This is a genomic window from Streptomyces fumanus, from assembly GCF_014655295.1.
GTDB classification, from domain to species: Bacteria; Actinomycetota; Actinomycetes; order Streptomycetales; family Streptomycetaceae; genus Streptomyces; species Streptomyces fumanus.
In genome coordinates, this window is record NZ_BNBI01000011.1 from 221,020 (window position 1) to 235,806 (window position 14,787).

Genomic DNA, 14,787 nt, shown 5'->3' on the forward strand with positions numbered 1-14,787 from the left:
GGGCGGCTCAGCCGTTGGCGAGCGCCACCACCCGGTCCAGGGCGCCGTTGAACCGGTCGTGGTCGCCGACGGTCGGTCCGGACGAGGTGTACTGCCACATCGTGTAGTACGACCAGCCGGCCGGCAGCGTCCCCACCGTGGTGGCGTACCGGGCGATCCACAGCGGGTTGGCGGTGGCGAAACCGCCGTAGTTCCCGGTGCACTCGGTCCACCAACTGGTGGCGGTGTAGATGACGGCGTCCCGGCCGGTGCGGGCCTTGTAGGTGGCCAGGAAGTCCGCGATCCAGCTCACCATCTGGCTCTGCGTCTTGCCGTAGCAGGAGGCGCCGTACGGGTTCCACTCGATGTCGAGGGCGCCCGGCAGCGTCCGGCCGTCGCGGGACCAGCCGCCGCCGTGGTCGACGAAGTAGTTGGCCTGGGTGGCGCCGCTGGTGGTGTCCGGGGTGGCGAAGTGGTACGCGCCGCGGATCATGCCCACGTTGTACGAGCCGTTGTACTGCTGGGCGAAGTACGGATTGGTGTAGTACGTGCCCTCGGTGGCCTTGACGTAGGCCCATTTGACCCCGCTGTTCCACAGGGTCGACCAGGCGACGTTGCCCTGGTGGCTGGAGACGTCGACGCCCTCGGTCTGGGTGGCGTCGCCGGGGACGGGCGTGCCCTGCCGCCCGTCGTGCTCCAGGACGCCCATGCCCATGTGGGCCGAGCCGCGGGGCGGGGTGTCCGCGGCGGCCGAGGGCAGGGTGAGCAGCAGGGAGAAGGCGGCGAGCAGGGTCCCGACGGCGGCGAGTCGGCGGCGGGGGGCCGATCCGGGTCTGTGCACGGGCATGGCGTGCCTCCGATGGTCGGTGGTGCCCGGTGGGGAGGGGACTGGCGTGGGCATGCCAGCCAGGTCCCGGGGGCGACGCTACGCACGTAGACCGGCCGGTGGAAGGGGGACCGGAAGCTGCCGTTGGTCTAAGCCTGCGAAATACTGACGGAGCTGCGGCGATGGCGCTGTCCGGCGGAAACTTTCAGAACCGGGAAAACGAGGCAGGGGCTGACGTGCACGGAAGCGGGAACGGCGACGGACGGCGGGGCGCGGCGGGGCCGGCCGCCGCGAACGGCCTGGAACAGCCCGAGTTCCTCGCCCTGGAGCGCGAGTTGACGGTCCTGCTGCGCCGCGCGCGGGCCAACCAGGGCGAGATGGCCCGGGAGGTCCACCCGGACCTGGAGTCCTCCGCGTACGGGCTGCTGGTCCGGCTGGACGAGTGCGGCGGCCAGCGCGCCACCGAACTCGCCGCCTACATCGGCGTCGGCAAGGCCACCATGTCCCGCCAGTTGCGCGCCCTGGAGGAGCTGGGCCTGGTGGCCCGCGAGCCCGACCCCGCCGACGGCCGCGCCTGGCTGATCACCCTCACCGAGGAGGGCCATGAGCGGGTCCGCCGGGTGCGCGAGGCCCGCCGCGCCCGCTACGCCGGCCGGCTCGCCGACTGGGACCCGGCCGAGGTCGCCGAACTGGCCCGGCTGCTGCACGAGCTGAACCGGGGCATGGAGCAGCGCTGACCCGGGAGGGCTACAGCTCCGCGTAGACCACCGTGGCGTCGTCGTGGGTCTTGGCCCGGCCCAGGAACCGGCGGCCGGTGTCCGCGCGTTCCAGCTCCCGCACCCGGTCCACCAGCCACCGCGCCCCCTGTTTGCGGACCACCCGGAAGCAGTCCGCCCAGTCGCCCTCCCCGAACGTCTCCACCCAGCGCGCCGCCCCGTCCGTGAGCGTCGCCAGCGCCCGCACCTCACCGCGCGGCAGCACTCCCGTCACCGCCCGCGCCGCCACCGCCGGATCGGCCGCCGCGGTGAAGAAGCCGCCCTCCTTGTTGCGCAGTTCCGCGTCGACCCGCGCCGCGGAGGCGAGCGCCGAGCGCGGCAGGCGCGCCAGCCGGTCGTCCAGACGGGCCGTCACCGTCCCGTCGGGGGACTCCAGCAGCAGCGCCGAGTCGGACAGCACCAGGTACTCCACCGCCTCCGGCGACCAGCGCGCCAGGACCACCGTCGCCTGCGGCGTCCGGGGGTGAGAAAGGTCACAGGTGACGGCGTGTGCATCGGCGGTAGCGGCGATGGCACGGGAAAGGGCCTCGGTGAGGGGGACATCCAGGAGGGAAACGGTCAGATCGGTCAGCGCCCCGCCGAGGTGCGCGGTGAACCAGGGCACCGAGTGCCGGCAGCCCGACGCGCCGCGCGGCGGGGTGACCCCGTCCAGCAGGACGAGCGCGCCGCCCTGTCCGGAGGCCGCGAGACCGACGCTCGCGAAGTCCTCGTTGGGCAGACCGGGGCTGCTGGGTTCCGAGACCAGTTCGGTACGCATCCGGTCAGTCTGCACCAGCCCTTCACACCGTCCGCGAAGCGTCGGCGGAGATCCCGGAACCGGTACGGCGGTGCAGGTCAGCCGCCCAATTTGGGGGGAATGCCGCACCCCGGGAACGCGCGGCGGCAAATACTGCCACCGCCCCGCCGCGAACGTCCAACCGGCTCACCGCGCGGGCGGGCCCCGCCCGTCGGGGCGACTTGCCCACCAACTCCCCTCCGGGGTTCACTCCTTCGGGTGGCGGGTCAGGTGTTGCACACCCGGTGCCGAGGGGCACTGCAAGGGTCGGGAGCCGGTGGGGGCCCCGCTCCGCTCGAGCGCGGTCGACGGCTCGGGGGAGGGTGAACGCGCCGGCCGGCCAGTTGACGGAGCGCCACCCGGGCCCACGGGTACACGAGTCAGGAATGCGAGCACCGGTGCAGAAGACGCGGCCTCGTCGCACAGGCAAGCAGACGGCCCCCGTCGGGGGGACGGAGCCGACCCCCGGGACCGCCGCCCCGGCCGCCCCCGTCGGCAAGGGCCGCCCCACCCATGTACGGAACCGGCTGATCGTGGCCGTGGCGGTGGTCGCCGCCGCGATCGCCGCCGCCGGCGCGCCCTCGGTGGTCGCCGCGTCGGGCCAGGTCGGTGACGCGCAGGAACTGGTGACGCTCGCCCAGCGGACCCAGGACGCGCTCACCCTCGCCCACTCCCTCGCCGACGAACGCGACGAGGTCACCCCGTACATCGCCGCCGGGCGCCCCAAGTCCAAGGCGCCCTCGGAGCAGCGCGGCGCCCGGGTGGACCGGCAGGTCGAGGAGTTGCGCGCCGACCCCGACGCGCCCGCCGCGCTCCGCGAGGACCTGGACGCGGTGGCCGCCCTGCGCCGGGCGGCGCTCACCGGCCGGACCAGCGCCCTGGAGGCGCACCAGGCGTACTCCACCGTCATCACCGAACTGCACGCCCTGGCCGAGGAGCTGGCCGAGCGCATGCCGTCCCGGGCCGGCGCCGGCGGGCACGCGCTGGCCGAGCTGGACTCCGCCGTCCAGCAGGCCGCCGCCGCCCGGGGCCTGCTGCTGGCCGCCCTCGCCGTGCCCAGCAGCACCCAGACGGTCATCGACCCGGTCAGCGGGCTGCCGACCGAGACGACCACCTCCTCGGGCGCCGACGGCAAGCAGCGCGACGCCCTGGCCGCCGCCGCCCAGCAGTCCCGGGTCCGCTCCGACGCCGCGCTCGCCGGCTTCCGCGAGAGCGCCCCTCGGACGGCACGCGAGCGCTACGACGCCACGGTCACCGGGCCCGAGGTCGACACCGCCGAGAAGTACCTGGCCGCCCTCACCGACCAGCCCTCCCTCTCCGACGACGACCTCACCACCAGCGCCGAGAAGCTGGAGGCCGCGCTCACCGCCCGGGTCGACGCCATGCGCGGCGCCGAGTCCGCCCTCTACGACCGGCGCACCAAGGACCTCGCCCAGCTCCGCGACGACGACGTCACCGCGCTGGAGATCCGCATCGCCCTGCTCGGCGCCCTGATGCTGCTGGCGGTCGGCGTCGCCACCGCCATGGCCCGCAGTCTCACCCGGCCGCTGGCGGTGCTGCGCCGGGGCTCCGCCCGGCTCGCCGGGGCCGAGGACCCCACCGCCGAGGAGCCGGTCGCCTTCACCGGCCGCAACGACGAGTTCGCGCAGGCCGTCCGCTCCGTCAACGCCCTGCACGCGCGGGCCGTCGCCCTCGCCGAGCGCGTCACCACCCTGGAGGCCGACCGCAAGCACCTGGTCGGGCAGCGGCAGAAGATGGCCGACGCCCGCGAGGAGCTCCGCGCCGAGCTGGCCGAGTCCGCCGCCCAGCTCAAGCGGATGCGGCAGGCCGTCGACGGCACCTTCGTCAACCTCGCGCTGCGCACCCTTGCCCTGATCGAGCGCCAGTTGGGCGTCATCGAGGGCCTGGAGGAGCGCGAGCAGGACCCCGAGCGGCTGGCCACCCTGTTCAAGCTCGACCACTTCGCCACGGTCATGCGCCGGCACAGCGAGAACCTCCTGGTGCTGGCCGGCACCGAGCACGTCCAGCACACCGCCGGACCGGTGCCGCTGGTCGACGTGGTGCGGGCCGCCGTCAGCGAGATCGAGCGCTACGAGCGGGTCCGCATCGCCGCGCTGCCGCCGCACGCGCACGTGGCCGGGTTCGCCGCCGACGACCTCTCCCACCTGCTGGCCGAACTGATGGAGAACGCCACCTCGTTCTCCCCGCCCGAGCTGCCCGTCGAGGTCTCCGGCTGGCTGCTGGAGAACGGCGAGGTGATGCTCTCCGTCCAGGACGAGGGCATCGGCGTCCCCGGCGACAAGCTGGAGCGGCTCAACGCCCGCCTCGCCGACTTCGACCCGGAGGCCGCCTACGACCAGGACGGCGAGGACGGCCTGGGACTGGGCCTGTACGTCGTCGCCCGCCTCGCCCACCGGCACGGCGCCCGGGTGAAGCTGCGCGAGCAGAAGCAGGGCGGGATCGCCGCCGTCGTCGTGCTGCCGACGGCCCTGCTCGCCGAGGCGCCGCCGGCCGCGGTCGCCCCGGCCGCCCCGGTCACCGACGGCACCGGCGGCTTCTCCCTGCCGGGCGCCGACGCCGAGGCCAACTCCAACGTCCTGCACGGCCGCTCCGAGGGCGGCGACCCGCTGGTCGAGGCGGCGGAGCGGGCGGTACGGCGGTCGGCGGACGGCCAGCGCACGGACGCACCAGAGCAGGCCCCCGCAGCGGCCTCCGAGGAGCCCGCGGAGCCCGCCGAAGAGGCCCCCGAGGAGGCCGACCGGACGGTCTCCGAGACCACCATGGAACTGCTCATCCCGGCCCCGGCGGCGGAACCGTCCCCCGACTCCGCCCCCGGCACGCCGGAGACCGGCACCGAGAACGAGAACGACAACCGGGACGAGAACCGGGACGAGGGCCGGCCCGAGGCCGAACCCGCCCACGACCGGGTCCCCGACGACCCGGAGGACCCCGTCACCGACAAGGGGCTGCCCAAGCGGACCCCCAGGATCAGCACCCCCGCGGCGGCGCCGCCCCCGCGCGCGGGTTCCGTGGACGCCGAGGCGCTCCGCCGCCGCCTCGGCGGATTCCGCCGGGGCGCGGAGGCCGGCCGGCGCGATGTGGCGGCGGAGATCGCCGAGCAGACCGCCGGGCACCGCACCCCGGACGCCGCGGCGGGGACGACCGAAGAAGCCACGGGGGGCACTGTCGAGGAGGCAAGCAGTTGACCGCGCCCAGTACCTTCGGACTGAGCAGTGAGGCCCGCAACCTGCACTGGCTGCTGACCAACCTCGTCGAGGAGGTGCCCGGCATCCTCTCGGTCGCCGTCGTCTCCTCCGACGGACTGCTCCTGCTCTCCTCCGACCAGGAGAGCACCGACGCCGCCCGCCGCGCGCGCACCGAGCGCCGCACCGGTCCGCGCGGCTCCGCCGCCGACCTCGCGACCATCGTCTCGGGCATCGGCAGCCTGACCGTCGGCGCCGCCAAGCTGATGGACTTCGGCACCGTGAAGCACACCATGGTCGCCATGGAGGAGGGCAGCCTGTTCGTGATGTCGATCAGCGACGGCTCGCTGCTCGGCGTGCACGGCTCCGCCGACTGCGACATGAGCGTGGTGGCGTACCACATGGCGCTCTTCGTGGGCCGGGCCGGGCATGTGCTCACCCCGGAGCTCCGCAGCGAGCTGCGAAAATCCCTGGAGTCCGAGTCGACGGGGAGCCCCCGATGAGCAGCGGCCCCGAGAAGAACCGCAAGAACCTCCCCGTCCGCGGCGCCGACCGCAAGCCGGCCCGCGTCCGCCCCTACTCGCTCACCGGCGGCCGGACCCGGTTCGGCCATGTGCTGCTGGTGGAGACGTTCGTCGGCGCCACCGGCACGGCCGCGCTGGAGGCCGCCGAGGAGCGCAAGGAACTGACGAGCGCCCCGCTCTCCCGGGTGATGCCGGAGATGCGGGCCATCGTCGAACTGTGCCGCCGGATGCGTACGGTGGCCGAGATCGCCGCGCTGCTGAAGATGCCGCTCGGCGTGGTCCGCGTGCTCCTGAGCGACCTCGCGGACCAGGGAAAGATCCGTGTGTACGGCACCGGGACCGGCCACGGCACGGGCCGTCCGGACCGCGCTCTGCTGGAAAGGGTGCTGAGTGGACTCCGTCGTCTCTGACGCCGCCTTCGGCGTCTCCCCGCTCGTCGAGCCCGACGAGCCCCTGCAGCCCTGGCAGACGGACCCGGGCCGCGCGCCGATCGCCACGAAGATCGTCGTGGCGGGCGGCTTCGGCGTGGGCAAGACCACGCTGGTCACGTCCGTCTCGGAGATCACGCCCCTGCAGACCGAGGCGCTGATGACCGAGGCGAGCGAGGAGACCGACGACCTCACCGCCACGCCGGAGAAGCTCACCACCACGGTGGCCATGGACTTCGGCCGCATCACGCTCGACGACGACCTGGTGCTCTACCTGTTCGGCACGCCGGGCCAGCAGCGGTTCTGGTTCATGTGGGACGACCTGGTGCGCGGCGCGATCGGCGCGGTGGTGATGGCCGACACCCGGCGGCTGAAGGACTGCTTCCCGGCGCTGGACTACTTCGAGAGCTGCGGGCTGCCGTACGTCGTGGCGGTCAACCACTTCGACGGCAGCGAGCGGTTCGAACCGGAGGACGTACGGGAGGCGTTGACGATCCCGCGGCACATACCTGTAATGATCATGGATGCGCGCCGCCGGATCTCGGTCATCGAGACCCTCCTGTCCCTCGTGGGCCACGCGCTGGACGAAACACCCGAGTAGAAGACGGAAACCCCCGCATGCGGAAGATACTCGTCGTCGGAGCCGGCCAGTCCGGTCTCCAGCTCGCCCTCGGCCTCCAGTCGCACGGCTACGAGGTCACCCTGATGTCCAACCGGACCGCGGACGAGATCCGCACGGGCCGGGTGATGTCGACGCAGTGCATGTTCCACACCGCCCTCCAGCACGAGCGTGACCTGAAGCTGAACTTCTGGGAGTCCCAGGCCCCGAAGATCGAGGGCCTCGGGGTCTCGGTCGCCGCGCCCGGCTCGCACGACCCGGGCCCCACCCAGCGCGCTGTCGACTGGGTGGGCAGGCTGGACGGCTACGCGCAGTCCGTGGACCAGCGGGTGAAGATGGCCGGCTGGATGGAGACCTTCGCCCAGCGCGGCGGCCAGTTGGTCATCCACGGCGCCGCCGTCGGCGACCTGGACTACTTCTCCCGCGCCTACGACCTGGTCCTGGTCTCGGCCGGCAAGGGCGAACTCGTGCAGATGTTCGGCCGGGACGCCTCGCGGTCCCCGTACAGCGAGCCGCAGCGCGCCCTCGCCGTCGCCTATGTGCACGGCCTGGCCCCGCGCCCGGAGCACCCCGACTTCGACGCGGTCCGCTGCAACCTGGTGCCGGGCGTCGGCGAGCTGTTCATCATGCCGACGTTCACCACCTCCGGCCGCGCCGACATCCTGTTCTGGGAGGGCATACCCGGCGGCCCGCTGGACGTCTTCAAGGACGTCAAGGACCCGGCGGAGCACCTCTCCCTGACCCTGGAACTCATGGAGAAGTTCGTCCCCTGGGAGTACGCGCGGGCCACCAAGGTCGAACTGACCGACGCCGGCGGCACCCTGGCCGGCCGCTACGCCCCCACCGTCCGCCACCCCATCGGCCGCCTGCCCGGCGGCGGCCTGGTGCTCGGCGTGGCCGACGTGGTCGTCGCCAACGACCCGATCACCGGGCAGGGCTCCAACTCGGCGTCCAAGTGCGCCGCCTCCTACCTCGCCTCGATCCTGGAACACGGCGACAAGCCGTTCGACGAGACCTGGATGCAGGCCGCCTTCGACCGCTACTGGGAGACCGCCCAGCACGTCGTCAAGTGGACCAACGCCATGCTGGCCCCGCCGCCGGAGCACGTGCTGAACCTGATCGGCGCGGCCGGCCAGCTCCAGCCGGTCGCCCACCGCATCGCCAACGGCTTCAACGACCCGGCCGACTTCGAGAACTTCTTCTACGACCCGAAGAAGGCCGAGGGCTACCTGATGGAGGTCTCCGGCGCGGCCGGCGCCTGAGCGCCCGGCGCGTACACGGAGGCGTACCCCTCGTCCGACCCGTCCGCCGCCCCCGCGGGCAGCTCCGGCGGCACGTAGTCCCGTACCGGCGGCGCCCCGGGGTCGGGCCGTACCGCGCCGAGGACCGGGTTGGCCGCGATCGGCGACACCTTGACCTCGGCGCCGGGACGCGGAGCCTGCACCACCAGGCCGGAGCCGAGGTACAGCGCCACATGGGTGGCCTCGGGGAAGTACACGACCAGGTCGCCGGGGCGCAGCTCGTCCAGCGGCACCCGCTCCAGACGGGCCCACTGCTCCTGGCTGGTCCGGGGGATCGGCGTCCCGGCCCGCGCCCACGCCCGCGAGGTCAGCCCCGAGCAGTCGTACGCCCCGGGGCCCTGCGCGCCCCACGCGTAGGGCTTGCCGAGCTGGTCCACCGCGAAGCGCAGCGCCCGGTCGCCGGCGGCGGACGGCGGGGCGGCGGCGGTGCCGAGCGCGCCGGAGGCCAGGAACCGGTCCTGGGCCTCGGCGGTGCCCTTCCGCTCGAACGCGGCCAGCGCCGCCAGCTCCTCCGGGGCGAGCGAGACCAGCAGCTCCTCGACCTCGCGCAGCTTCTCCCGCACCTCGTCGCGGGCCGCCTTGCGGCGCTCGGCCAGCGCGCGCTGCCGGTCCAGGGCGGTGCGGGCCCGGCGGGCCAGCTCACCGGCCTTCTTCTCGCCGCCGGTCAGTTCGCCCACCGTGCGCGCCCGGTCCCGGGCCAGTTGCCCGATGACATGGCCCTGGTCGAGGGCGTGCTGCGGATCGCGGGCCAGCAGCAGCCGTACGTAGGGGGAGAGGCCGGTGCTGCTCTGGTACTGCTGCCGGGCCAGCTTCCCGGCCTCGGCCCGGCTGGTGCGCAGCGAGAGCCGGGCACGGGCCAGCGCCGCGTCCAGGTCCCGCACCCGGCGCTGCTGCTCCTGGAGCCGCTGCTCGGCGCCGTTGTAGACCTCGGTGGCCTTCTCGGCGTCCCGGTACAGCTTCTGAAGGTCCGTCAGCAGCTCGGCCACCGGGCGCCCGCCGGGGGCGGGTTCGGCCGCGGCGGGTACGGGTGCGAGGGCGGTGCCGGCCGCCACCGCGGTCGCACAGACCAGGCGCAGAAGCCTTCCTGACACGTCATCACCTCCGGTGCGCAGCGGCGGGTCCGCTCCGCACCGCGAGCATCGGGCGCCCGCTTACGGCGCGCGCGCCGAGTGTGCGCCGCCCGGCGCAACCGCGTCACCCGTCGGCGTCGTCCGGCTTGCCGCCCGGCGTGGCCTCCGGGCCCGCCGCGGGTTTCGACCAGGGCCAGCGGGGGCGGGCGCGGGGCACGCCCTCGGGGGCGTAGGAGTACTTCCAGCGGGCGAAGCCGGCCCGGCGGCCGGGGTCCCTGGGCACCCGGCGGTAGACCAGCACCGTCGGGGGGCCGCCGGCCGGGTCGGGCACCGGGATGCGGTACGTCTTCGGCGGATGCCCGGTCATCCCCACCAGCACGGGCAGCACCCGGCCGTCCATGGGGCCGCCCTCGAAGGGGGTCTCTTCGCTCTTCACCGCACCAGTGTCAGACATCCGCCGACAGCACCCGGAGCACCGCCTCCGCCTGCGGGTCGCGGCGGGCGGTGACCGCCAGCACGGCGGCGAACTGCTCCACGAGCCAGTCCCGCAGCTCCTCGGCGGGCGGCTGCTTCTCCTCGTCCAGCCAGATCAGCGAGGCCGCCTCCACCGCCGCGATCCACATCCGGACCGTCATCCGCAGCCGGGGGCCGGGCTCGTCGGCGTCCAGGTGGCGCAGGATGTGCTCGGCGGCGTCCCGGCGTACGCCGTCCACTATGGCCGACGCCCGGGAGGTCTCGGCGACGCTGCCGCCGCGCAGCAGGGCGCTGAAGCCGGTGTCGTGCTGGTCGACGAAGGCGAGGTAGCGGTCCAGGACGCGGGCCAGCCGGGCGAGCGGGGAGCCCTGACGGGGCTCGTCGAAGCAGAGCCGCAGCTCGTCGGCGGCCGAGCGCAGGGCGGCCTCGTAGAGCTGCTGCTTGCCGCCGGGGAAGTACCGGTACACCAGGGGGCGGGAGACCCCGGCCTGCTCGGCCACGTCGTCCAGCGACACCTCCTCGGGCGGCCGGTGGGCGAAGAGGGCGAGCGCCGCCTCCAGCAGTTGGCTGCGGCGCTCCTCGACGCTGAGCCGGCGGTACGCGGGTGGGGGAGCCTGCGGGGTCATGTCCCGCAGGGTAACGGGTACGTCCGCCCGCCTTGTCCGGCTTAGGCCAGCAACCCCGACGACCGCCACAGCCTCCGGCCGACGCCGCGCAGCACGCCGATGTCGTCCAAGAAGTCCGTCAGGCGCTTCGAGCCGTTCTGCATCACCTCGCGGCGGTGGCCGCTGGCCTTGACCTGGGCCATCGCCTCGCGCTTGTCCAGTCCCACGTTCGTGTAGACCTCGGGGTTGATGAAGGCGATCGAGAAGACCCGGGCGAACTCGCCGGAGGTGATCCGGGTGAACTCCTGGGACCACTTCGGGGCCGTCACCATCTGGCGGCGCAGCTCCTCGCGGGCGTACCGGACGTGGCGGGCCTCCTCCACGACGTGGATGCGGGTGACGCCCCGGACCAGCGGCTGGACCCGCTCGTCGGGGAAGGTCAGCCGCTGCATCCAGTCCAGGACCTCCTCGCCGAGCAGGGTGGCGGTGAAGGACCCCGGCGTGGTGGAGATCGTCTTGAACAGCCGGCCGAGGTGCTGGTGGAGCGGGCTCACCGGGTACCAGGGCGTCCCGCCGCGCGATATCAGCCGGGCGAACATCTTGGAGTGCCGGCACTCGTCCTCGATCTCGGTCAGCGCGTACCGCACGTGCGCGCTGGTCGCCGACTTGTCGTAGATGTGCCGGACCAGCAACTGCATCAGGATCAGCTCGAACCAGATGCCGAGCGAGGCGAGGGCCGCGGCCTCGTGCTGGGAGAGCAGGATCCGCTGCTCCTCGCTCATCCGCTTCCACAGCGGAGTGTCGTACAGCGACACCAGCTCCGGCGGCCAGAACCACTTGCCCTCCTCGAAGGGCGCGTCCCAGTCCAGCTCCTTGTCCGGGTCGAAGGAGTGCTTGGCGGAAGAGGCGAGCAGCCGTTCGGCGACCTGCTCGCGGTCCTTGAGCAGACCGAGCGCGTCCCGCAGCCCTTCGAGCGCGTCGGCTTCCGTCAGGGTCGTCATGGCTGTCCCACCTCGTCGTGTTACCCGCGGTCACTCTCCCTTCTTATAAGACTGCCTGTCAGCAAGCCCGTCAATCCCCTGCGCGCAACTTGTTGACCGCGAGTAAAGAAGGGCGTCGCCGTCAACGGCACGGCGCCGGGTCGCCCGTTGGAGTGCCGTGCGGACGTTCGCCCTGGGTACGCTGGCCGGGTCGGCCGGACTCCAGCGCAGGGGAGTGATGATGAGCGCCGCACGCGAGGACGGGCTGGACGCGGAATACGCGTGGCCTCGTCCGCCGGAGGGCGGCTGGACGGCCGACGACCTCGACCGGCTCCCGAACCTGCCTCCGCACACGGAGCTGTCGTCCCTCCGGAGCAGCCCTCGTAGCGACCCGGCACCCCCTCCGCCTCAGGAACCCAGAACCGCCGCCATCACCGCGCGGGCCACCGGGGCCGCCAGCCCGCCGCCGGTGATCTCCCCCCGGTCCGCCGGTGCGCCCTCGACCACCGCCGCGACCGCCACCCTCGGCTCCAGGTCCCGGGCGCCCTGCGCCCAGGAGACGAACCAGGCGTAGGGCGCGCCGGAGTTGCCGACGCCGTGCTGGGCGGTGCCGGTCTTGCCGCCGACGACCGCGCCCGGGATCGCCGCGTTGCCGCCGGTGCCGTGCTCCACCACGTCCCGCATCAGCTCCTTCAGCCGCGCGGCCGTCATCGGCCGCATCGCCTGCCGCACCGGCCGGGCCCCGGCCGCCGACAGCACGCCGCCGCCCGCCCGCGTGGTCCGCTCCACCAGGTACGGCGTGCGCACTCGCCCCCGGTCCGCGACCGCCGCCGCCACCATCGCCATCTGCAGCGGCGTGGCCCGCGTGTTGTACTGCCCGATCGACGACAGCGCCAACTGCGCCCGGTCCACCGAGGCGTCGAAGGTGCTCCGCGCCACCGGGAACGGGACGGTGAGCCCCCCGTCGTTGAAGCCGAGGGCCTCGGCCGTCGCCGTCATCCGCCGCACGCCCACGTCCACCCCGAGCCGCGCGAAGACGGTGTTGCAGGACCGTTCGAACGCCGCCCGCAGCGAGGCGTTCCGGCACCCCCCGGACCCGTTGGTCAGCCGCGTCCGGGTGCCGGGCAGCGGGTACGGGTCCGGGGACCGGGTCGGCGCGTCCAGGTCCCCGGCCACCCCCGCGTCCAGCGCCGCCGCCGCCGTGACCACCTTGAACGTCGACCCCGGCGGATAGGTGCGGCGCACCGCCCGGTTCAGCATCGGCCTGCCCGGGTCCCGGTTGAGCCGCCGCCAGGACCGCAGCGCCGCCTTCCCGTTGCCGGACAGCTCCCCCGGGTCGTAGGACGGCGTGGACACCAGGGCGAGGATCCGCCCGGTGGCCGGTTCCACCGCGGCCACCGCCCCCGGACGCCGGCCCAGCCCCCGGTACGCCGCCCGCTGCGCCGCCGGCAGGATCGTCGTCACCACGTCGCCGCCCGGGTTGGGGGCGCCCGTCACGTCGTGCCACAGCGGCAGCGGCGCGAGCAGCGGGTCGGCGCCGGACAGCACCCCGTCCGCCGCGTGCTCCAGCAGCGTGGTGCCGTACTCCTGCGAGGCGAAGCCGGTCACCGGGGCGTACAGCGGCCCGTCCCGGTAGGTCCGTTCGTAGCGCAGGTGCTGCCCGGTGTCCCGGGAGCCGGTGACCGGCTCGCCGCCCGCCAGGATGTCCCCGCGCGGCTGCTGGTACCGGGCGATGTCCGGCCGCCGGTTGGCCGGGTTGCGGTCGTACTCCGGGGCGCTGACCACCTGCACCCGCACCGCGTTGACCAGCAGCGCGACCAGCAGCAGGACGCAGAACGCGGCGGCGTGCCGGATGTGCCGGGTCATGACCGCGCCGCCGGCCTGCGCGCCGAGTCGCCGAGCCGGATCAGCAGGGCGACGATCGCCCAGTTGGTGACCACCGAGGAGCCGCCCTGCGCCAGGAACGGCATCGCCATCCCGGTCAGCGGGATCAGCCCGGTCACCCCGCCCGCGATGACGAACACCTGGAGCGCCACCAGCGAGGACAGCCCCACCGCGAGCAGCCGCCCGAACGGGTCCCGCAGCACCAGCCCCGCCCGCAGCCCCCGCTCCACCAGCAGCGCGTACAGCAGGAAGATCGCCGTCAGACCGAGCAGGCCCAGCTCCTCCCCGGCGGTGGCCAGGATGAAGTCGGACTTCGTGGCGAAGCCGATCAGCACCGAGTGGCCGAGCCCCAGCCCGGTGCCGGTCACACCCCCGGCGGCGAACGCGAACAGCGACTGGGCCAACTGGTTCGGGCCCCGCCCGGCCTCGATGGACGCGAACGGGTGCAGCCAGTCCTCCACCCGGCCGTGCACATGCGGCTCCAGCCAGCCCACGGCGACCGCGCCGAGCGAGGCCAGCAGCAGGCCGACGGCGATCCAGCCGAGGCGGCCGGTGGCGACGTACAGCATGACCACGAACAGGCCGAAGAACAGCAGCGAGGTGCCGAGGTCGCGCTCCAGGACCAGCACGCCCACGCTGACCAGCCAGACCGCGACGATCGGGCCGAGCACCCGCCCGGTGGGCAGTTGCAGCCGCCACACCCGGCGGCCCGCGTACGCCAGCGCGCTGCGGTTGGCGGCCAGGTACGCGGCGAAGAACACCGCGAGCAGCACCTTCGCGAACTCGCCCGGCTGGATGGAGAACCCGGCCACCCGCAGCCAGATCCGGGCGCCGTTGACCGCCGGGAACAGGATCGGCAGCGTCAGCAGCACCAGCGCCGCGGCCACGCAGACGTAGGTGTAGCGCTGGAGCAGGCGGTGGTCGCGCAGCACCAGCACGATGACGATGAACAGGGCGATGCCGAGGGTGGACCACACCAGTTGGGTGGGGGCCGCCCGGTCGCCGGGCGTCTCCAGGTCCAGCCGGTAGATCAGCACCAGGCCCAGGCCGTTGAGCAGCACCCCGATCGGCAGCGGCAGCGGGTCGGCCCAGGGGGCGCGCAGCCGGACCGCGAGGTGCGCCAGCAGGGCGAGCACCCCGAGCCCGGCGCCGTAGCCGGCGGCGCCGGGCGGGAGGGTGCCGTGCTGGGCCAGGCCCACGTTGCAGTAGCCGAACACGGACAGCAGGACGGCCACCACGATGAGGGCGAGTTCGATGCCCCGGCGCCGCGGGAGGCGGGCGACGGGAGCGGGGGCGTCCGCCGCTGCCACGGTGATTCCGGTTCCGGCCTTCGTCATGTCCGG

14 protein-coding genes and 1 pseudogene are annotated in these 14,787 nt (G+C 73.9%); 7 read left to right on the top strand and 8 right to left on the bottom strand.

Annotated features, from left to right (window positions below):
- Nucleotides 1–7: 7 nt before the first annotated feature.
- Entirely contained in the window at nucleotides 8–826 is an 819-nt protein-coding gene (locus IE316_RS24960) for a lysozyme (RefSeq protein WP_190206701.1), read from the bottom strand.
- A 215-nt stretch (nucleotides 827–1,041) separates the two neighbouring features.
- Between IE316_RS24960 and IE316_RS24965 the strand changes: the two genes are divergently transcribed.
- On the top strand, nucleotides 1,042–1,542 hold the full coding sequence (locus IE316_RS24965; protein ID WP_190206702.1) for a MarR family winged helix-turn-helix transcriptional regulator: 501 nt from the start codon (nucleotides 1,042–1,044) through the stop codon (nucleotides 1,540–1,542).
- Nucleotides 1,543–1,552: 10 nt separating this feature from the next.
- On the opposite strand, the gene IE316_RS24970 is transcribed toward IE316_RS24965, so the two are convergent.
- Nucleotides 1,553–2,338: a protein phosphatase 2C domain-containing protein gene (locus IE316_RS24970; RefSeq protein ID WP_190206703.1), complete on the bottom strand. Its 786-nt coding sequence runs from the start codon at nucleotides 2,336–2,338 to the stop codon at nucleotides 1,553–1,555.
- 416 nt (nucleotides 2,339–2,754) lie between these two features.
- On the opposite strand from IE316_RS24970, the gene IE316_RS24975 reads away from it, so the two are divergent.
- Genes IE316_RS24975 through IE316_RS24995 form a run of 5 tightly spaced genes read left to right on the top strand, consistent with a single transcriptional unit; the run spans nucleotide 2,755 to nucleotide 8,392 of the window.
- Nucleotides 2,755–5,562 carry a sensor histidine kinase gene (locus tag IE316_RS24975; RefSeq protein ID WP_308438942.1) on the top strand — a complete coding sequence of 936 codons (2,808 nt, stop codon included), beginning with the start codon at nucleotides 2,755–2,757 and terminating at the stop codon, nucleotides 5,560–5,562.
- A complete protein-coding gene (locus tag IE316_RS24980; RefSeq protein ID WP_190206705.1) occupies nucleotides 5,559–6,062 on the top strand; it encodes a roadblock/LC7 domain-containing protein in 504 nt (167 codons plus the stop codon). The genes IE316_RS24975 and IE316_RS24980 overlap by 4 nt, the downstream gene beginning before the upstream one ends.
- Nucleotides 6,059–6,493, top strand: a complete 435-nt coding sequence (locus IE316_RS24985; protein ID WP_190206706.1) for a DUF742 domain-containing protein — start codon at nucleotides 6,059–6,061, stop codon at nucleotides 6,491–6,493. Before IE316_RS24980 ends, IE316_RS24985 begins: the two co-directional genes overlap by 4 nt.
- A complete protein-coding gene (locus IE316_RS24990) occupies nucleotides 6,474–7,112 on the top strand; it encodes a GTP-binding protein (RefSeq protein WP_190206707.1) in 639 nt (212 codons plus the stop codon). Before IE316_RS24985 ends, IE316_RS24990 begins: the two co-directional genes overlap by 20 nt.
- 17 nt (nucleotides 7,113–7,129) lie before the next feature.
- Nucleotides 7,130–8,392 (top strand): styrene monooxygenase/indole monooxygenase family protein, encoded by a 1,263-nt coding sequence (locus IE316_RS24995; RefSeq protein WP_190206708.1) that lies wholly within the window; start codon nucleotides 7,130–7,132, stop codon nucleotides 8,390–8,392.
- On the opposite strand, the gene IE316_RS25000 is transcribed toward IE316_RS24995, so the two are convergent.
- The 4 genes from IE316_RS25000 to IE316_RS25015 form a co-directional block, all read right to left on the bottom strand.
- Entirely contained in the window at nucleotides 8,356–9,522 is a 1,167-nt protein-coding gene (locus IE316_RS25000) for a C40 family peptidase (protein WP_190206709.1), read from the bottom strand. The two genes, IE316_RS24995 and IE316_RS25000, sit on opposite strands and share 37 nt — an antisense overlap.
- Nucleotides 9,523–9,625: 103 nt before the next feature.
- Nucleotides 9,626–9,937, bottom strand: coding sequence for a DUF8847 domain-containing protein (locus IE316_RS25005; protein ID WP_190206710.1), 312 nt, complete (start codon nucleotides 9,935–9,937; stop codon nucleotides 9,626–9,628).
- Nucleotides 9,938–9,947: 10 nt separating this feature from the next.
- Nucleotides 9,948–10,601, bottom strand: coding sequence for a TetR/AcrR family transcriptional regulator (locus IE316_RS25010; protein WP_190206711.1), 654 nt, complete (start codon nucleotides 10,599–10,601; stop codon nucleotides 9,948–9,950).
- 41 nt (nucleotides 10,602–10,642) lie between these two features.
- Entirely contained in the window at nucleotides 10,643–11,581 is a 939-nt protein-coding gene (locus tag IE316_RS25015; protein WP_190206712.1) for an AurF N-oxygenase family protein, read from the bottom strand.
- Nucleotides 11,582–11,801: 220 nt separating this feature from the next.
- Between IE316_RS25015 and IE316_RS35655 the strand changes: the two are divergent.
- Nucleotides 11,802–11,921: pseudogene (locus tag IE316_RS35655) on the top strand (Uma2 family endonuclease); the annotation flags it as partial.
- A gap of 47 nt (nucleotides 11,922–11,968) precedes the next feature.
- Here the strand turns inward: IE316_RS35655 and IE316_RS25020 are convergent.
- Together IE316_RS25020 and IE316_RS25025 are read right to left on the bottom strand one after the other, a co-directional pair.
- Nucleotides 11,969–13,426 carry a penicillin-binding transpeptidase domain-containing protein gene (locus IE316_RS25020; protein ID WP_190206713.1) on the bottom strand — a complete coding sequence of 486 codons (1,458 nt, stop codon included), beginning with the start codon at nucleotides 13,424–13,426 and terminating at the stop codon, nucleotides 11,969–11,971.
- A complete protein-coding gene (locus tag IE316_RS25025; protein WP_190206714.1) occupies nucleotides 13,423–14,781 on the bottom strand; it encodes an FtsW/RodA/SpoVE family cell cycle protein in 1,359 nt (452 codons plus the stop codon). The genes IE316_RS25020 and IE316_RS25025 overlap by 4 nt, the downstream gene beginning before the upstream one ends.
- Between the last annotated feature and the right edge of the window lie 6 nt (nucleotides 14,782–14,787).